Source organism: Actinopolyspora sp. BKK2 (assembly GCF_011291845.1).
In the GTDB taxonomy this organism is placed as follows: domain Bacteria; phylum Actinomycetota; class Actinomycetes; order Mycobacteriales; family Pseudonocardiaceae; genus Actinopolyspora; species Actinopolyspora saharensis.
Genome location: NZ_JAANTE010000004.1, coordinates 106816 through 125423 on the forward strand (window position 1 = coordinate 106816; position 18608 = coordinate 125423).

General features: G+C 69.2%; 15 protein-coding genes. 8 read left to right on the forward strand and 7 right to left on the reverse strand.

Going from position 1 to position 18608, the window contains the following annotated elements:
- Positions 1–148 precede the first annotated feature (148 nt).
- From G9Q41_RS10055 to G9Q41_RS10075, 5 genes are all read left to right on the forward strand, one after another.
- Entirely contained in the window at positions 149–1000 is an 852-nt protein-coding gene (locus G9Q41_RS10055) for a sulfurtransferase (RefSeq protein ID WP_165632690.1), read from the forward strand.
- A 326-nt stretch (positions 1001–1326) separates the two neighbouring features.
- Entirely contained in the window at positions 1327–2502 is a 1176-nt protein-coding gene (locus tag G9Q41_RS10060) for an acetoin utilization protein AcuC (RefSeq protein WP_165632689.1), read from the forward strand.
- Positions 2503–2661: 159 nt separating this feature from the next.
- A complete protein-coding gene (locus G9Q41_RS10065) occupies positions 2662–5313 on the forward strand; it encodes a GNAT family N-acetyltransferase (protein ID WP_347568690.1) in 2652 nt (883 codons plus the stop codon).
- A gap of 107 nt (positions 5314–5420) precedes the next feature.
- Entirely contained in the window at positions 5421–5912 is a 492-nt protein-coding gene (locus G9Q41_RS10070; RefSeq protein ID WP_242687331.1) for a hypothetical protein, read from the forward strand.
- Positions 5913–6106: 194 nt separating this feature from the next.
- Positions 6107–6838: a tyrosine-protein phosphatase gene (locus G9Q41_RS10075; RefSeq protein WP_165632687.1), complete on the forward strand. Its 732-nt coding sequence runs from the start codon at positions 6107–6109 to the stop codon at positions 6836–6838.
- A 111-nt stretch (positions 6839–6949) separates the two neighbouring features.
- Here the strand turns inward: G9Q41_RS10075 and G9Q41_RS10080 are convergent, their stop codons facing one another.
- From G9Q41_RS10080 to G9Q41_RS10090, 3 genes are all read right to left on the reverse strand, one after another.
- Complete coding sequence (locus G9Q41_RS10080; protein ID WP_092520214.1) at positions 6950–7921, reverse strand: sigma-70 family RNA polymerase sigma factor; 972 nt, start codon at positions 7919–7921, stop codon at positions 6950–6952.
- Positions 7922–8856: 935 nt separating this feature from the next.
- Positions 8857–9282, reverse strand: a complete 426-nt coding sequence (gene dtd / locus G9Q41_RS10085) for a D-aminoacyl-tRNA deacylase (protein ID WP_165632686.1) — start codon at positions 9280–9282, stop codon at positions 8857–8859.
- Positions 9279–10796: a PqqD family peptide modification chaperone gene (locus G9Q41_RS10090; RefSeq protein ID WP_165632685.1), complete on the reverse strand. Its 1518-nt coding sequence runs from the start codon at positions 10794–10796 to the stop codon at positions 9279–9281. The genes dtd and G9Q41_RS10090 overlap by 4 nt, the downstream gene beginning before the upstream one ends.
- A gap of 166 nt (positions 10797–10962) precedes the next feature.
- Between G9Q41_RS10090 and G9Q41_RS10095 the strand changes: the two genes are divergently transcribed.
- Both G9Q41_RS10095 and G9Q41_RS10100 read left to right on the forward strand, forming a co-directional pair.
- A complete protein-coding gene (locus G9Q41_RS10095) occupies positions 10963–11289 on the forward strand; it encodes a DUF3099 domain-containing protein (RefSeq protein WP_092520217.1) in 327 nt (108 codons plus the stop codon).
- A gap of 64 nt (positions 11290–11353) precedes the next feature.
- Positions 11354–11602, forward strand: a complete 249-nt coding sequence (locus G9Q41_RS10100) for a DUF3039 domain-containing protein (protein ID WP_092520218.1) — start codon at positions 11354–11356, stop codon at positions 11600–11602.
- Positions 11603–11644: 42 nt separating this feature from the next.
- Here G9Q41_RS10100 and G9Q41_RS10105 read toward each other — a convergent pair whose 3' ends face one another.
- On the reverse strand, positions 11645–12697 hold the full coding sequence (locus G9Q41_RS10105) for a YihY/virulence factor BrkB family protein (protein ID WP_092520219.1): 1053 nt from the start codon (positions 12695–12697) through the stop codon (positions 11645–11647).
- Positions 12698–13324: 627 nt separating this feature from the next.
- Here G9Q41_RS10105 and G9Q41_RS10110 point away from each other — a divergent pair.
- Positions 13325–15118: a DEAD/DEAH box helicase gene (locus G9Q41_RS10110; protein ID WP_165632684.1), complete on the forward strand. Its 1794-nt coding sequence runs from the start codon at positions 13325–13327 to the stop codon at positions 15116–15118.
- Between the two features lie 163 nt (positions 15119–15281).
- On the opposite strand, the gene G9Q41_RS10115 is transcribed toward G9Q41_RS10110, so the two are convergent.
- The 3 genes from G9Q41_RS10115 to ppgK form a co-directional block, all read right to left on the reverse strand.
- Positions 15282–15476, reverse strand: a complete 195-nt coding sequence (locus tag G9Q41_RS10115; RefSeq protein WP_092520221.1) for a hypothetical protein — start codon at positions 15474–15476, stop codon at positions 15282–15284.
- Positions 15477–16041: 565 nt separating this feature from the next.
- Positions 16042–17490, reverse strand: a complete 1449-nt coding sequence (locus G9Q41_RS10120) for an RNA polymerase sigma factor (RefSeq protein WP_092520222.1) — start codon at positions 17488–17490, stop codon at positions 16042–16044.
- A gap of 337 nt (positions 17491–17827) precedes the next feature.
- Positions 17828–18583 carry a polyphosphate--glucose phosphotransferase gene (gene ppgK / locus G9Q41_RS10125; protein ID WP_092520223.1) on the reverse strand — a complete coding sequence of 252 codons (756 nt, stop codon included), beginning with the start codon at positions 18581–18583 and terminating at the stop codon, positions 17828–17830.
- Positions 18584–18608 lie beyond the last annotated feature (25 nt).

An 18608-nucleotide genomic window follows, 5' to 3' on the forward strand; every position in this document is an offset into this window, starting at 1 on the left:
TAGCCGCAACGGGCGACGTCGAAGCCCGCCCGGTCGACGTCTCGAGGGGACCGCCCGTTCGGCAGTCGCATCGAGAACAACGGGGCGGTCGTGCCGCCTCATTCCCTGGCAGCATGTGAGTTTCGACCTCGACCGATCGGAGGCGATGATGACTCCGCTGATCAGCCCGTCCGAGCTGCGTTCCCTGCTGGAGGGGGAACCGGCTCCCGCGCTGCTGGACGTTCGCTGGAACCTGATGGGGCCACCGGGACGCCAGGAGTACGACCGAGCGCACCTCCCGGGGGCGGTCTTCGTGGACCTGGAGACCGAGCTGGCCGCCCCAGCGGGGCCCGGTGGGCGACATCCCCTGCCGGAGGCTGAGCAGTTGCAGCGCGCGTTCCGGGACGCCGCGGTGGACTCCGAGCGGCCGGTGGTCGTCTACGACGCGGGGGACGGTTCGGTGGCGGCGCGCGGTTGGTGGTTGCTGCGCTGGGCCGGGCACGCACGCGTGTTCGTGCTGGACGGAGGTTTCGCGGCCTGGGTCGAGGAAGGGGGAGCGACCACGACGCGGGTTCCGCACCCCGAACCGGGTGACTTCGTGGTCCGCCCGGGAGGAATGCCCACCGCAGATGCGGACGCCGCGGCGCGGTTGGCGCGCACCGGGGTGCTGCTGGACGCGCGTGCGGGCGAGCGCTACCGCGGCGAGCGCGAACCCGTGGATCCCCGTGCCGGGCACATTCCCGGCGCGGTCAACGCTCCAGCTGCCGAGCACGTCACCGCGGACGGTCGGTGGCGGGCTCCGAAGGAGCTGGCGGATCGTTTCGCGGGGCTCGGCGTTTCGGGAACGGACGAAGTGGGGGCCTACTGCGGGTCCGGGGTCAACGCCTGCTCCGTGGTGCTCGCGCTGGAGCAGGCCGGACTGCGCTCCCCGGAGGATCCTGCCGTGCTCTACCCCGGATCGTGGTCGGAATGGGCCGGTGATCCGCAGCGGGAGGCGGCGGTCGGCCAAGAAGCGGGGTGACCGAGCTCGCTGCCCGATGTTGGGGGCACCCGCCGAGTACTCCCGCCACCCGAGGTTCCGCCGCGGAATCGCCATGCAGAGCGAGGCCCTGAGAAGTCTCCACCCCAACGCGAGCGCTTTGAGCCTGCGCAGTCGGCACCGCCGCGGGTTCTCAGTCGAGTGCCCGGCGAGGACGGCCCCGACGTTGTGTAGGTGGCTACTCGATGTCGGGGCACCCGCAGCCGGGCGCCGGCTGAGGTTCCGCCAAGTGACCCGCTACACAAACCGAGCCGCCGAACGTACTCAAGGGGTGTGGCGTTCGCCTCGTTGAGGGGTAGCTTCACCCCATGGGCAACGAGTGCGCCGTTATCTGGGACGAGTCACTGCTCGCGTACGACCTGGGTGGGGACCATCCGCTGCATCCCGTCCGCCTGGATCTGACCATGAGGCTGGCGCGCTCGCTGGGTGTGTTGGACGGTGTCGATCCAGTGTCCCCCGAGCCGGCGACCGAGGAGGACCTCGCGCGGATCCACACCCGTGACTATCTGGAGGCCGTGCGCGCGGCCCCGGCGGCCGCAGGGGACGTGGGCCACGGGCTGGGCACGGCCGACAACCCGGTCTTCGACCGGATGCACGAGTCCGCCTCGCTCGTGGCCGGTGGTTCCATCGCGGCAGCCGAGCGGATCCTGTCGGGCGGCGCGAACCGCGCCGTGAACCTCTCCGGCGGGCTGCACCACGCGATGGCGGACAACGCTTCCGGGTTCTGCGTGTACAACGACTGCGCCGTGGCCGTGGCCTGGCTGCTGGCCAACGGGGTCGACCGGATCGCCTATCTGGACGTCGACGTGCACCACGGGGACGGGGTGCAGGCGGCTTTTCACGACGACCCCCGCGTGATGACGATCTCGCTGCACCAGCATCCGTTCACCCTGTGGCCGGGAACCGGGTTCCCGAACGAGGTGGGGGCGGAGAACGCCCAGGGCAGTGCGGTGAACCTGGCACTGCCTCCAGGTACGGACGACGCAGGCTGGCTGCGTGCCCTGTGGGCGGTGGTTCCCTCGGTGCTGGAGTCCTTCGCGCCCCAGGTGCTGGTCACCCAGTGCGGGGCCGATCCGCACCGGGAGGATCCGCTGGCCGACCTGAGGATGTCGGTGGACGGGCAGCGGGCCCTGTACGGCGCGCTGCGCGATCTCGCCGATCGCCACGCGGGTGGGAAGTGGCTGGCGCTCGGAGGGGGCGGGTACGCCTTGCACCGCGTGGTTCCGCGGGCGTGGACCCACCTGCTGGCCACCATGCTGGACAGGGACGTGGATCCCGCGCGGCTCGTGCCCGCCGAGTGGACCGCCCACGCCGCCACGCTGGCCTCGGACGTGGCCCTGCCGACCACGATGAGCGACGGGGGCGATCCGAGGTTCACCCCGTGGGACGGAGTGACCGAGCTGTCGGTCGACGCGGCGATCAGGGACACCCGCCACGCCGTTTTCCCGCTGCACGGTTTGGATCCGGCCGACAGCCGTGATTGAGTCCGGCCGCGACGGTGGTGGGGTGCTCCGGGGCGGGATCCGGTGGTTGTCCGGCGACTGATGAGGCAGCGTTCTTCCCGGGAAAACACCGAGCAGGTTCGGCGATCACGCGCTGAGAGGGCCGTTATGGGCGATTCTTCCGAATTCGAGCGAGGAGACGTGGAGGGGAGTGCCTACCCGCGGAATTGGGAGGCCGATGTGGTCCTCTCCGACGGCGGAACGGTTCACCTGCGGCCGATCGTCCCGGAGGACGCCGACCAGCTCGTCGCGTTCCACGGCAGGCTCAGCGATCGCACCCGCTACTATCGCTACTTCTCCCCCTACCCCCGAATGCCGCAGCGCGATGTCGAGCGCTTCAGCCACGTCGACTACGTCAACCGGGTGGCCCTCGTCGCCCTGCTCGGCGAGAACATCGTGGCCGTGGGCAGGTTCGACCGGCTCGGCGAGGAGGACTCGGCCGAGGTCGCCTTCGTGGTGCAGGACGGTCACCAGGGCAGGGGGCTCGGATCCATCCTGCTCGAGCACCTGGCCGCGGCCGCCAGGGAGTGCGGGCTGCGGAAGTTCGTCGCCGAGGTGCTGGCGGAGAACTCCCAGATGGTTCACGTCTTCCGGGACGCCGGTTACCAGGTGAAGCGAGCGATGGAGGAGGGGCTCGTGCACCTGGAGTTCCCGCTCGACCCGACGGAGGAGTCGTTGGCCGTGTCCAGGGCGCGCGAGCAGGCGGCCGAGGCACGCAGCGTGCACAACCTGCTGCACCCGCGTTCGGTGGCGGTGATCGGCGCTTCCACGGACCCGGGCAAGATCGGTCACACGGTGCTGGCGAACCTGCTGGGGGCCGACTCGGCCGCGCCGATCTACCCGGTCAATCCGGAGCACAGGGCCGTCCGCGGGGTGCGTTCCTACTCCTCGGTGCTGGACATCCCCGACGACGTCGACCTGGCAGTGGTGGCCATCCCGGCAAGCGGCATCGCCGAAGCCCTGGACGCCTGCCTGACCAAGGGGGTGAAGGCGCTGCTGATCGTCAGCTCCGGCTTCAGCGAAGCGGGGCCGAGCGGGCGCGAGGCGGAGCGCCGGATGGTGCACGAGGCCCGGGTGCACGGCATGCGCGTGGTGGGGCCGAACGCGCTCGGAGTGGTCAACACCGATCCGGCGCAGCGGTTGAACGCTAGCCTGGCCCCGCAGCTGCCGGACCGGGGGCGCACCGGCTTCTTCTGCCAGTCCGGGGCGCTGGGGGTGGCGATCCTCGCCGCGGCCACCGAGCGCGGTCTGGGGCTGTCCACCTTCGTCTCGGCGGGCAACCGGGCCGATGTGTCCGGCAACGACCTGCTGCAGTACTGGCAGACGGATCCGACCACCGATGTGGTGCTGCTGTACCTGGAGTCCTTCGGCAACCCGCGCAAGTTCGCCAGGCTCGCCCGCAGGCTCGGACGCAGCAAACCGATCGTGGCCGTCAAGTCGGGGCGCAACGCGGTGCGGGCCGGGCTGGCGGCCACTTCGGTGCGGATCGACGAGACCAGCGTGCAGGCGCTGTTCGACCAGGCCGGTGTCATCCGGGTCGAATCCGTGGCGCAGATGTTCGACGCGGCGCTGCTGCTGGCGCACCAGCCGCTTCCCCGCGGGGATCGCGTGGCGATAGTGGGCAATTCGAGCGCCCTGGGGATGCTGGCCGCCGACGCCGCCATGGAACAGGGGATGCGGCCGGTGCTCGACCCCGTCGACGTGGGAGCCTCCGCTGGGCCGGAGGAGTTCGCCGCGGCGGTCCGCTCCGCAGCGGAGAACGAGGAGGTGGACGCGCTGGTGACCGTGTTCGCCCCTCCGGTGGCCGTCCCGGGGGCCGCCTACGCGCGTCAGCTGCGGGAGGCCCTGCAGGAGGCGGACACGCCGCACAGCAAACCGGTGGTGAGCACGTTCCTGGCGGCCGAGGGGGTTCCGGACGAGCTCGCGGTCACGGGTGAGGACGGAACTCCGGGTCACGGTTCGATCCCCTCCTACCCGACGCCGGAGCGAGCGGTGCTGGCCCTGGGCAGGGCCGTGCGGTACGCGAACTGGCGTGCCGCACCGCAGGGCGAGTTCGTCCGCCCGGAGGGAGTGGATTCCGAGCGCGCCCGCGAGCTGGTCGAGCAGTGGATCGAGCGGGGTGTGGAGCGGTTGTCCGACGCCGACACGGTGCGGCTGCTGGAGTGCTACGGGATCGAGGTCTCGCCCTTCAGGCTCGTCACGGACGTCGAGGCCGCTGCGTCGGCCGCGGAGGAAGTCGGTTTTCCCGTGGTGCTGAAGTCCGCGAGCGAACAGCTGCGCCACCGCACGGACCTGGCCGGGGTGCGCCTCGATCTGGGCACCGTCGACGCGGTCCGGACGGCCTACTCGGACCTGAGCGAACTCGGGGGCAGCGGGGAGCTGTACGTGCAGCGGATGGCCCCGAAGGGGACCTCGTGCGTCATCCGCCTCATGGACGACCCCTCGTTCGGCACGCTGGTGTCCTTCGGACTGGCCGGTTTGGCGAACGACCTGCTGGGGGACCGCGCCTACCGTGCGGTTCCGTTGACCGACACCGACGTGTCCGACCTGATCCGGGCGCCGCGCGCGGCCCCGATGCTCACCGGATACCGCGGTGCCCCGCCCGCGGACATGGCGGCCATGGAGGACCTGGTGCTGCGGGTGGCCAGTCTGGCCGACGACCTGCCCGAGGTGCGGGAGCTGGTGCTGGAACCGGTGCTGGCGACTCCTTCGGGAGCCCACGTCGCCGGAGCCGCGCTCGGGCTGGGGCGCACTCCCGACTCCCCCGACTCCGGGCCGCGGAGGCTGAGATGAGTCCGGCACCGCCCCGGCGGTGCGGTGCGTGGCCGAGTGGTTGTCGAAATGTCGCCAACACGAAGAACGCACGCAACCCAGGGGCAACGTGCCTTCGTCCTCGAGGTATGAGACGCCTGAAGACTCTCCTGGGCGCGGGCATGGTGCTGTTCGCACTGACTGCCTGCGGTGAGCAGCAGCCCGACGTCGGATTCGGTGGCCAGCCTCCTTCGGCCACGGAGGAAGGCCGGTCCGGGCAAGAGCAGTCGACCGACGGAAACATCAAACCCGTACCGAAGGAGGAGCGCACCCGGGTGCCCGCCGAGCAGGTGGACGCCTCGGGGCTTCCCGAGGGGTACCCGAAGGAGGTCTGGACCCAGCGCGAGGGCGCGGTGCTCGTGGCGACCGGTCAGGAGGGCGGTTGCAGCAGCGTTCGCGCGCGGGTGACCGAGCAGACCCCGGAACGGGTCGGGCTCGAGCTCGTCGAGGAAACTCCGAAGGACGCCGGGCCGTGCACGATGGATCTGCGCTATCCGCCGGTAACCGCCCAGTTGGACGAGGAGCTCGGTGGTCGCCAGGTGGTGCTCTCCCAGCGGGAGACCACCGTATCCGGCGGCTGAACGTCGGTGACGGTCGCGTGATCCGTGCTCTTTCGCGAGCTCTCCCGCGGGAGTCGTTCCCGCGGGGGCCGTCCTGTGCCGGGAGGAAGGGCAGCGCTGAGCGGGATCGAAACGGAGGGATTCCCTTCAAGCCCGCAGGCAGAGCTGCGATCCTGTGCGCGGGTGCGAGGCCGACGGCGAAAGGGCACGTTCACATGAGCGAACAGATCCACGGCAGCCCGGACGGGCTGGTCAACTTTCGGGACCTGGGGGGACTTCCCGCGGACGACGGGGTGACCACGCGATCCGGGGTTCTCTACAGGGGGGACGCGCCGTACGTCGGGGACAACCCCCCGGAGGGGGCCGAGCAGTGGCCACCGGCGGTGGTGATCGACCTGCGGGACACCGATGCCGAGTCCGACGTCGTGCACCCCCTGGACTCGACGAGCGCGGTTCACCGGGTTCCGGTGCTGGAGGGGCTGCGCGGTGAGTCGGGGGAGGATCCGTGGCTGACCCTGGACGAGCTGTACGCCTACATGGTGCGGCACGCTCCGAAGCGACTGCTCGAGGTGTTCCGCATCACCGTGGAGGCGGACGGGCCGGTGTTGATCCACTGCGCCGCGGGCAAGGACCGGACCGGTGTCGCCTGCGCCCTGTTGTTACGGGCCGCTGGAGTGCGGCACGACGCGATCGTCGCGGACTACGTGCGCACCGACCGCAACATGCGCCGCGTGCTGCAGCGGCTGCGGGTGGCGCCCGCACTTCCCCCGGGAGTGGACGAAGCCGATGTGAACGAGCTCATCTCCGCTCCGGGAGAGGCCATCGAGCACGCCCTGGAACTCCTGGACTCCGCGGAGGGCGGCGCGGCCGGGTGGCTGCTGGAGCAGGGAGCCACGGTCGAGGAGCTGGAACGCTGGCGGCGTCGTTTCCTCGAACCGGCCGACTGACCGATCCCCGGGGTTCGGCGTGCCACGCCGAACCCCGTTCGACCACCCATCGGCCACGGGCGGTCCGGGCGCGCTGGCCGGCGGAGGGCGTCCGACGCGCCCGGTTCCGCCTCAGCTCGCGTAGGAGCGCAGCTTGTTCGCGCGGTCGCCCTGGCGGAGCTTGGACATCACCTCGCGCTCGATCTGCCGGACGCGTTCCCTGGACAGGCCGAAGGCCTTGCCGATCTGGTCCAAGGTGCGCGGCTGGCCGTCGTCGACGCCGTAGCGCATGCGGATGACCTGCTGCTCACGCCCTTCCAGCGTGTCCAGCACGCGACGCAGGTCGTCCTGGAGGAAACCGGAGATGACGGCGTTCTCCGCGTCGGCGCCCTCGGAGTCCTCGATGAAGTCCCCGAGCGGGGCGTCCTCCTCGGAACCGACGGGCATGTCCAGGCTCACCGGGTCCTTGGAGTGGTCCATCAGGTCGACGACCTTCTCCACGGTCATGTCCGCCTCGGCGGCGATCTCCTCCTCGGTGGCCTCCCTGCCGAGCTTCTGGTGCAGGTCCCGCTTGATCCTGGCCAGCTTGTTGACCTGCTCGACCAGGTGGACGGGGAGCCGGATGGTCCGGCTCTGGTCGGCCATGCCGCGGGTGATGGCCTGGCGGATCCACCAGGTGGCGTAGGTGGAGAACTTGTAGCCCTTGGTGTAGTCGAACTTCTCCACCGCGCGGATCAGGCCGAGGTTGCCCTCCTGGATGAGGTCCAGCAGCGGCATGCCCCTGCCCGTGTAGCGCTTGGCGAGGCTGACCACCAACCGCAGGTTGGCTTCCATGAGGTGGTTCTTGGCGTCGCTGCCGTCACGCACGACGGCCTTGAGGTCGGCGCGGCGTTCCCTGCTCAGGTCCTCGGAGGTGTCCAGCAGGTGCTTGGCGTACACGCCCGCCTCGATGCGTTTGGCGAGATCCACCTCGTCCTGCGCGCTGAGCAGTGCCGTGCGACCGATGCCGTTCAGGTAGACCCGCACCAGGTCGGCCGAGGGGCCCTGGTTGTCGAGGTCAGCCTCGTTGGTGACATCCGGGGCGACGGTCTGCGGGACGGTCATAGAGCTACCTCCCTGACGGGCTGGTTGTCGGGTGCCGGTGCATCGGCGCGACACTGCGCCGCTCGAAGGACGGGTACGCTCGGTGTGGAGGAGAGAGGTCGTACCTCGTCGGTAACACCGGTGACCGGTGGTGCCGGTGGTTGTGTTGGCTCGGTTTCGCGTACTGGTCGAAGCTGTCGGTTCGGCTGTGGCCCCGGATCGGCCGGGTCCACCGCTCGGGGGGATCGTCTGGTCGGGATCTTGCGAAACGTTCGTTCCGTGGGCTGTCGCATGTCTCGTCGTTGGTTGCCGTCCGCTCCCGGTCGATCCACACCCGGCGTGATGGTGTCGTGATCGCCGGAAAGTCGGTCGCAGCCGACTGGTGGCCGGCGGCTGATGACTGACGGCTACCGAGGCTGTGTTGAGTTGGCTACCCGGAAAACGCTTGGCTCGTCGAAATCGTTCCCGGATTCGTCGATCGAAGGACGTCAGCGTCGTCACACTCGGGTCGGCCCAACCTGAGAATTCGCTGAGTTCTCGTTCCGGTCGCTCCTGTCGAGGGGTGTTTCGGTGCGGGGGTCGGGAGCGGTCGTGCGGGTCGGTCCGGCTGAGCCCTGCCGCTCCCGCGTGCGCGGGGTCGGGGTTCGCTGCTCCGGTGCTCGCTGCGGCGGTGGGCAACGGAGCAGAGTAAGAAAGTTATTCCAAAAAGGTTCGGGTTCGACGCTCGGCGAAGTGTCCGGCCACCGGTGGAAAAGCCCCCGATCCCTTTCGGGGGAAGCCGTCCTCGGGCGGTGCCTGCCGGAGGACGGCTTTTGCGAACGACTCGTGGTGTGCAACGGAAACGTCCCCGGAACTATTCCGGGGCGGGGGTGATCCGCTGTTGGAGTGGCGGTTTTATCGGCTCCGTTCCCGTTCCGGAACGGGAACGGGCGATCCGCCGCCGGAGCGGAGGCTCGTCACGTCTCGACGAGCAGGGTGAACGGGCCGTCGTTGGTGCTGTCCACCTCCATCGCTGCCCCGAAGCTTCCCGTGCTCACCCGTGCCCCGCGTTCCCGCAGCCGCTCGACCACGGACTCGACCAGGGGTTCGGCGTGGTCCGGAGGAGCGGCGGCGCTCCACGAGGGGCGACGCCCCTTCCGGGTGCTGCCGTAGAGGGTGAACTGGCTGACGACCAGCAGCGGCGCGTCCGCCGTGGCGCACGACTGCTCGTCCCGCAGCGCGCGCAGCTCGTGCAGCTTGCGTGCCATGACCCCGGCCTGTTCGGCGGTGTCCGAGTGGGTGACGCCGACCAGCACGAGCAGGCCGGGTTCCTCCAGGGAACCGACGACCTCGCCGTCCACCCGAACCGAGGCCCGCAGCACTCGGGTCACGACCGCTCTCATTCCCGCGACTCCTGCCATTCCGCGGGCAGCAGCATGCCGTGCTGGATCAGCTCGCGCAGCACTGGTTCGGCGGATCGCGTGAGCTCCTCCGAATCGGCCCCGTACGCGGCGGCCAGCAGCTCGAGCAGCTCGTCGACCGGGAGGGCGCCCTGGCAGCCCGCGACCAGCCGGGCACCGACCTCGTCCACCTCGTGCTGCCACCCGGGGCCGTCGGTGCGGTGCAGCCGGTGCACGAACTCCTCCCAGCCCTCCGAGCCGTGGGAGCTGACCTGCTCCAGCACCAGCGTTGAGGCGGTGACCAGCGTGCTTGAGAGCAGGTCCTCCTCCGAGGGGTGGGCGCGCAGCCAGTCGAGACGGCGCAGCCAGCCGTCGACCTCCTCGCCGAGCGGGGCGTCGAAGCTCTGCCGCAGCTCCTCGCAGACCGTCTGCCCGCGTTCCCCGTGCGTGCGACGCAGGGTGACGAAGCCGAAGCCGACGCCGATCACGTCGTTGTCCGCGAACCAGTCCAGCCACTCCGCCGACTTGCGCCTGCCGAGCTCCGAGCGCGGGTCGATGCCCGCGTCCCGCAGCCAGGTGCCCACGTACAGCGCCGGGTCGGCGACGTCGCGCTGCACGAACCAGGCGTCCACGTCGGGGGAGTCGATCCAGGAGGAGACGCGGTCCCGCCAGTCCTCGTTCGCGCGGTGCAGCCAGGAGGCGAGCAGGTGCCCGGTCCCGCCCTCGTTGAGCAGCTCAGGGGTCCTGCGCACCACGAGGGCGCTGGCCTGGTCGCCCGGCAGCCCCGAGTCGCGGTAGACGAAGTCGGTCCGCGCCGGGCCGACGACGAACGGGGGATTGCACACCACCTGGTCGAAACGACTTCCGGCCACCGGGTCGAACCAGTCGCCGCCGTGCAGTTCCACGTCGACGCGGTTCAGGCGGAAGGTCGCCGCGGCCAGGGCGCGCGCCCGGTCCGATACGTCGGTGGCAGTGACCCGCTCGGCACGGGTGCTCGCGTGCAGTGCCTGCACCCCGCAACCGGTTCCGAGGTCCAGCACGGAGCCCGCGGAACGCTTGGGAGTGGCCTGCACCAGACTCATCGAGGCCTGGCCGACTCCGAGGACGTGCTCCTCGGTGACCGGATCCGCGGGAGAGCGGATCTCGGCGTCCAGGTCGGAAACGACCCACCAGGAGTCCTCCGCTGCGGCGTGGGGACGGATGTCCAGCCCCGCCCGGACGGAGTCCCCCTCCACGACGACGATGCCCGCCGCGGCGGCCTCGGACAGCGGCAGCGGGGCCAGTGCCCGCTCGGCGGAGTCCGGGGCCACGGGGTCACCGAGCAGGAACACGCGTACCAGGGTTCCCAACGTGCCGGCCTCGGCCGTGGCGCGGAACGCGGGCTCGGGTTCTCCCCTTCCGAGCGCCGCGTGGGCCTCCGGACCCAGCAGTTCCAGCACGCCGTCGGCCGTGTAGTTCGCCGCGAGCAGCGCCTCGCGCAGGAGGTCGATGCGGTCGTGTGAGAGTTCGGCAGTCACGCCGCGATCCTCACACGACCCGCACGTCCCGGGAGGACGCGACCCGCTGTCCCCGTGCGCTCCGCCACTCCCCGGGCTCGTTTCCGGCAGCGGTTCGCCCTCAGGTGCTTCGGGGGTCCTGCGTCCTCGAGGGGGTAAGTGGGACGATGCGAGTGGAGGTGGTGTCGTGAGTGGCTTCCAGCGTGGTGACGACACCCCGGTGCTTATCACCGAGGCCGAGCCGTCGTACGACGATCAGCAAGCGGTGCGGCGCAAGAAGTACGCATTGATGATGTCCTTGCGCATTCCCTGCCTGATAGCGGCCGTGATGGTCTACCCGATCTGGTGGCTTTCGCTGATCATCATTGCGGTGTCCATCCCGTTGCCCTGGATAGCGGTGCTCGTGGCCAACGACCGACCGCCGCGCAAGAGCGAGCACGTCAGCCGCTTCGAGGGGGAACGCAGCGCCCGTGAGCTCGACGATCCGCAGCACCGGGTCGTCGACAGCCAGTGAGCTCGTACCGGAGCGGGCGGCGACCGAGGGGACACCGGACTCCTCGGTGCGGCATCATGGGGTTATGACCACTACTCTTCCCGAAACCGATACCAATCCGGAAACCACCGAGCAGACCAGCGATGACCGGCCCGAGGTCTTTCACTACGTGCAGAAGGACAAGATCGCCGAGAGCGCGGTGATGGGCAGCCACGTGGTGGCGCTCTGCGGTGAGGTGTTTCCGGTGACCAAGTCCGCGAAGCCGGGGTCTCCGGTGTGCCCCGAGTGCAAGGAGATCTTCGAGGGGTTGCCTCCCGGCGGCGACGACGAGTGACGCCCCGGTTCTGAACGTCCTTCGATCACCCGGGTTTTCCGCTCACTCCGGCTCTGATCCCGGAAGGTCGTCGCGCCGCGCGCGTTTGCCGCGCCAGGCCTGATACCCCTGCTCGGTGCGCAAGCGCTGGGCGGCGCGCCGCTTTTCCAGCCGATGCCACCGCTTGCGTTCCCGCCTGGTCATGCCGGCTGGCCACATCTGCTGGATGGCGTTGTTGAACTGGGCGCCTCCCACGATCGCGAATCCGATGAAGAACGCGAACAGCAGGAAGGCGATCGGTGTGGCCAGGGCCCCGTAGGTGTAGCCGGTGGATGTCACCCAGGTGATGTAGATCCGGAGGCCGAAGCTGGAGCACAGGAACACCAGCATCGCCAGCAGCGCCCCCGGGAGCCCCCGGTGCCAGGGCAGTTTGCGGGGCAGCGCCAGCTTGTACAGCGTCGCCAGCCCCAGCACCAGCAGGACGCCCGTCACCGGGAAGTAGAGCAGCCGGATCAGCGTGGCCACGTCCTCGCGCAGCCACGGGGGAAACACCGTGAGCAGCCAGCGAGGCCCCAGTGCGGTCAGGGGAAGCACGAGCACGGCCAGCACCAGGCTGATCAAGTACAGCAACAGCGCGAGCACGCGCTGCCAGATCGCGTTGCGGACCATGTACTGGTCGTAGGCGAGGGTGATCGACTCGATCAGCGAGGCCAGCGCCGAGGAACCCGCCCAGAGCGACAGCAGGAAGGCCACCGAGGCGATCCGCGTGCGCCCGCTGGTCAGTATGTCACCGACGGTGGGACGGATGATCTGGTCGACGACGCTGTCGCTGAAGACCGTCCCGGCGAAGTCCACGATTCTGCGCTGCATGGTCTCGACGACTTCCGGACCCAGCCACCCTCCGATGAACCCCAGGCTGCTCAGCAGTCCGAGCAGCAGGGGCGGCAGCGAGAGGGTCTGCCAGAAGGCCGCCGCGGCCGCCTCGGAGAAGATGTCGTCGTCCCAGGACTTGCGCAAGGTGCGCGTCACGAGACGCAGTGGCCCGCGCCGAGCGGTTCCGGCGGTGCCCGACCGCGGAACCGGCCGGCCCCCTTCTTGCGGACTCGCTGACCCCATCCCGCTTCCAAAGTGTTCGACGATCGTGATCTCGGCGTGTTGTCCGGCGGGGTCTCATTCTCCTGGGCGACCGCCCCGGAGGGCGCGTTGGCTGGGGTGGAGGCGGTAGGCTTGCCCGGGCCCGCGGCGACACGCGGACACCGCCCGCCCGGGGCGTGACCGTCCGGCACGGCGCCCGTTCACGCCGGTCAGAGCCGGTCCGCGTGAGGGCGGATTCGCCGGTTTCCAAGTGACTCGTCGTGCGGGCGCATCCGGTCGTGATCGGACTCTCGCGGAGTGGGCGCACGGTTGGAAGAGTACTTCCGGGCGTGTCGCGTCGAACTGGTGGAGCAGGGCCTCGTGCCCGTTCCGGGCGTGGTTCGCTCGACGCCGTGGTTCGTTCGGAGGTGTCCGGTCCACGTGGCCGTGGCCCGTGCGGTGCTCCGTGCGCGGCTTTGCTCGCCGGGCCCGTCCGCCGCGGCCAAGTGTCGTGCTGACGCGGGCCGGGGGCGACGTGGAAACCTCGTGGCGCCGCGTACCGTCCCGCGGGTCGCGGGACGGAAGCGACGTTGTTCCGCGGGACGGCGGCCGAGAGCGCCTTCACCGGCTTGTCGAACGGCGTTGATTGGAAGGGAGCGGCAGACGGGCGTGTCCGAGACGCAGGTTGACCAATCCGTTCGCTCAGTGCTCAGTGATCCGTCGCAGGCGAACGACAAGCCGCTGCGTGATTGGCAGCGCAGGGCGCTGACGCGGTATCTGACCAACAAGCCCCGGGACTTCATGGCCGTCGCGACCCCGGGCGCGGGCAAGACCACCTTCGGTTTGCGCGTGGCGGCCGAACTGCTGAGTGACCGCACGGTGGAGGCCGTGACCGTGGTCACTCCGACGGAACACCTCAAGCACCAGTGGTCCCTGGCCTCGGGAGGGGCGGGGATCCCGCTCGACTCGGAGTTCAGCAACTCCGACGGCACCACCTCCGGGGACTACCGGGGAGTGGTGCTCACCTACGCTCAGGTCGCCGCTCACCCGAACCTGCACAGGCTGCGCACCGAACGGCGCAAGACGCTGGTGATCCTGGACGAGATCCACCACGCCGGGGACGCGAAGTCGTGGGGCGACGCCGTGCGGGAGGCCTTCACTCCCGCGGTGCGCAGGCTCACGCTCACCGGCACTCCCTTCCGCTCGGACGACAACCCGATCCCCTTCGTCAACTACGAAACGGATTCGGACGGTGCGCAGCGCAGCAAGGCCGACCACTCCTACGGCTACGCCGACGCGCTGCGGGACGGTGTGGTCCGTCCGGTCATCTTCCTCGCCTACTCGGGGGAAGCGCGTTGGCGCACCAACGCGGGGGACGAGTTCTCGGCGCGACTGGGCGAGCCGTTGACCGCGGAGCAGACGGCCCGGGCCTGGCGCACCGCGCTGGACCCGGGCGGGGAGTGGATCCCCTCGGTGCTGCAAGCGGCCGACACCAGGCTCACGCAGTTGCGTCGCGAGGGGATGCCCGACGCGGGGGGACTGGTGATCGCCTCGGACCAGAAGAGCGCCCGGGCCTACGCCAAGACCCTGCAACGGATCAGCGGGGCGGAACCGGTGGTCGTCGTCTCGGACGATCCGCAGGCTTCGGAGCGGATCGCGGAGTTCGCCGAGTCCGACGACCGCTGGATGATCGCGGTGCGCATGGTCAGCGAAGGGGTCGACGTCCCCAGGCTGGCGGTGGGGGTCTACGCGACCAGCGCCTCGACCCCGCTGTTCTTCGCCCAGGTGATCGGCAGGTTCGTGCGTGCGCGCAAGCCGGGCGAGACCGCGAGCATCTTCCTGCCGAGCGTGCCGGTGCTGCTGGACCTGGCCAGCCAGTTGGAGGCCGACCGGGACCACGTGCTCGGCAAGCCGCAGCGCGAGAAGGAGGGCTGGGACGACCAGGAGCTGGCCGAGGCCAACCGTCAGCGGGACGAGCCGGGCGAGGAGGAGCAGGCCTACACGGCGCTGGGGGCCGAGGCCGAGCTCGACCAGGTCATCTACGACGGTTCCTCGTTCGGCACCGCGGCCTTCGCGACCACAGAGGAGGAACAGGACTACCTGGGGCTGCCGGGGCTGCTGGAACCCGATCAGGTTCGCGCGTTGCTGCAACAGCGCCAGCAACAGCAGGTGCAGGAAGTGGACAAGCGCGAGCAGCAGCACAAGGCCGCGGAGACCGCGAAAGCGGCCCGCTCGGCGGAACCGGGCGCGGAAGGGGACAAACAGCGCCCACAGAGCGTTCAGGAGCGTCTCAAGGCGTTGCGCAAGGAACTCAACAGCCTGGTGGCGCTGTACCACCAACGCACGGGCAAGCCGTACGGAGTGATCCACGGCGCGCTGCGCCGTACCTGCGGGGGGCCGCCCACGGCCTCGGCGACCATCGAGCAGCTGGAGGAGCGCATCGCCACGCTCCGGTCCTGGTGACCGCGCGTCCCGGTGACACTTGAGGGGCCGCCCCACAGCCGCGGGACGGCCCCTCAGGCGTGATCGGGTCGGGAAAGACGAAGTGCCCGGCCGGAACCCTTTCCGACCGGGCACTTCGGCTCACTGTCCGTCCTCGGATCCCTAAGAGCCCCTTACCGAGGTGTCAGAGGTCGATCTCCTCGTCCTCTTGCAGCTCCGCCTCGATGTCACTGAGACCGGCCTTGAATTCGCGGCCGTGGTGTCCGCAGAACAGCAGCTCCCCGCCGGACTGGAGAACTGCCCTGAGCTTTGCGGCGGCCCCGCAGCGGTCACAGCGGTCGGCGGCGGTCAACTCGGGGCGGGTGAGTGTGTCAGGCATCGGAATCTCCCTCCGTCCCGGCGCCGGGGGCACCCGGCGCCTCGATCCTGCTGCAACCACCGGTAGCCCGCTGGCGACGGGGCCGGTGTCGCAAGTTCCACTCTTACAGACACTTGAAGCCGCGTCACTGTTCCAGGGTCGATCAGCGACTTGAGTCACTGGGAAATGCCCGGATGGCGCAGTGATTGGGAGCACAGCGTGACCATTTCCGCTGTTAGCGCTATGACCTGCGAAAACATCCTTCGTTTTTCGTGCGTTCCGTTGCTGTTGACTGCGGAGTCAAGGGCGAAAACGTGTTTTTCGGCATATTTTCGCCCGGTTTTCGGCGGCGGTGTTCCGCTGTGGGCGAACAGTTTCCGCCCCCGCGCGAAGGCAAGAAAACCCCGAATTGGTGACGCAAATCACAGGAAAGTGGAGGGCTCTCGCTTCACGGCGGATCCCCGCGGAGCGGTCCGCCCCGGAGACCGAGCGGGGGAGCACATGAAAAGGCCCCGCACTCGACCGGGCTGGGGATCCGGGAGTGCGGGGCGTGGCACGGCAGCCCAAGAGGCTGCCGGCCGGTCCGTCAGTCCAAGTAGTCGCGCAGCACCTGCGAACGCGAGGGGTGCCGCAGCTTCGACATGGTCTTGGACTCGATCTGTCGAATACGCTCCCGCGTGACGCCGTAGACCTGTCCGATCTCGTCCAGCGTCCGCGGCTGTCCGTCGGTGAGCCCGAAGCGCAACCGGACGACGCCCGCCTCGCGCTCCGACAGGGTCTGCAGCACCGACTGCAACTGGTCCTGCAGGAGGGTGAACGAGACGGCGTCGACGGCGACCACTGCCTCGGAGTCCTCGATGAAGTCTCCGAGCTGGCTGTCGCCCTCGTCGCCGATGGTCTGGTCGAGCGAGATGGGCTCCCTGGCGTACTGCTGGATCTCCAGCACCTTCTCCGGGGAAATGTCCATCTCCTTGGCCAACTCCTCCGGAGTCGGCTCCCGGCCCAGGTCCTGCAGGAGCTCACGCTGGATCCGGCCGAGCTTGTTGATCACCTCGACCATGTGGACCGGAATCCGGATGGTCCGGGCCTGGTCGGCCATGGCGCGGGTGATGGCCTGGCGGATCCACCAGGTGGCGTAGGTGGAGAACTTGTAGCCCTTGGTGTAGTCGAACTTCTCCACCGCGCGGATCAGGCCGAGGTTGCCCTCCTGGATGAGGTCGAGGAAGGCCATGCCGCGCCCGGTGTAGCGCTTGGCGAGACTGACCACCAACCGGAGGTTGGCCTCGAGCAGGTGGCTCTTCGCGCGTTCACCGTCCCGCACGATCCAACGAAGATCCCTGCGGAGCTGAAGCGGAGGCATCTCGCCTGCTTCTTCGGCCTGTCGTAGCCGTTCCGCCGCGTAGAGGCCGGCCTCGATGCGCTTGGCCAGCTCGACCTCCTCCTCGGCGTTGAGCAGGGCGACCTTGCCGATCTGCTTCAGGTAGGCGCGAACCGAGTCGGCCGAAGCCGTCAGCTCGGCGTCCTTGCGTGCCTGCTTGAGCGCCTCGGACTCCTCCTCGTCCCAGACGAAGTCGGGGTCGGTCTTGCCCTCTTCGTCCTCGACGACCTCCGGCTCCTCGGGGATGTCGACCTCGATGTCGTCGAGATCGCCGATGTTCGCCGAGGTGAGGTCCGTCTCGATCGGCTCGTCAATGCCCATGTTGTCGGCATTGGCCTGGTCGGAAGTCGAGTCGGTGCTCGATTGGGAGGCACTCTTGTTCGAGGTCGACTTCGTGCCCTTCTTGGCCGTCGACTTGGAAGTGCTCTTGCGGCTGGTCGACTTGGTTCCGCTCGACTTGGTTCCGCTCGACTTGGTTCCGGTGGAGCCCTTGGACGTCTTCTTCCCGGAGGACGAGGATTTTTTCGTCCCGTCGGTTTCGGACCCGGAAACCGCCTCGGTCGTCGAAGCGGTGTTCGTCTCACTGGGCTCGGACCGGACCCCGCCTGATGCTGCAGCGGAGCCGGAGCGTCGGGTTGCGGTTTCTGCGGCTGCCACGTACGCCCTTTCGCGACGGTCTGCCAGGGCTGGCCGGGGGCGCGAAACCTCGGCCGCCAGGGGTCGGGGACAACCCACCGTTCGAGCCCTACGAGGCGTGCCGGAAGGCCGTGAATTCGGTGGGACGTGTTCCATTGTAACTGCGTCAGGTGAGCGCGGTTCCGCTGCAAGGCTGATCAGAGCACGATGTCACGTGTTCGTGCTGCTCCAGCCGTTCGAATCCGCCCTCATCGGACCACACGCCGCAGCCCTCGAACCGCTGTTGCCACCCGAACGGGGCGGGCTCAACATCGTGATTCGAACGATGCGGCGTCCGTGTTTCTCGCTGCAACCGATACTACGCGCTCTGCGCAGCGGCTGATGCGGCTCCGACTATACCCGCGTCGTTCTTGAGGTCGGCTGCCACGATCGGAGTACGGGTTTGCAGCAGGGGGAGCCACTTGTGAGCCTTCTTGCTCACGCCGCCGCCCGCGATGATCAGGTCCGGCCACATGAACTTCTCCAGGCTTCTGATGTACCTGCTCACCCGGGGGGCCCACTCCTCGTAGCTGAGCTCGAGGTTGTCCTTCACGGAAGCGGCGGCCTCCTCCTCCGCGTCCCGGCCGTCCACTTCGATGTGGCCGAACTCGGTGTTGGGCACGAGCCGCCCGTTCAGGAACGTGGAGCTTCCGATGCCGGTGCCGAAGGTGAGCACCACCACGAGCCCGTTCCGGTCCGCGCCCGCTCCGAAACGCATCTCGGCTATCCCTGCCGCATCGGCGTCGTTGAGCATTACGATCTCCTCGCGTGCTCGACCGAGCCGCTTGGCGAACAGCCCCTGCGCATCTGTATCGATCCAGTCCTCATCGATATTGGCCGCCGTCATGGCGGTGCCGTTCTTGATCACGCACGGCAGAGTGATGCCGACCGGGCCTTCCCAGCCGAACTTGCCGACGATCTCGGCCACCGCCTCGGCAACCGAGTCGGGGGTGGAGGGCTGCGGAGTGGAGATACGCAGTCGATCGTCGGCCAGAACTCCGCCTTCGACGTCGACGAGACATCCCTTGATGCCGGAACCGCCGACGTCCACGCCGAAACCACGGGCAGTGCCCATGCCTGATCCTTCCTATTCGATTCAG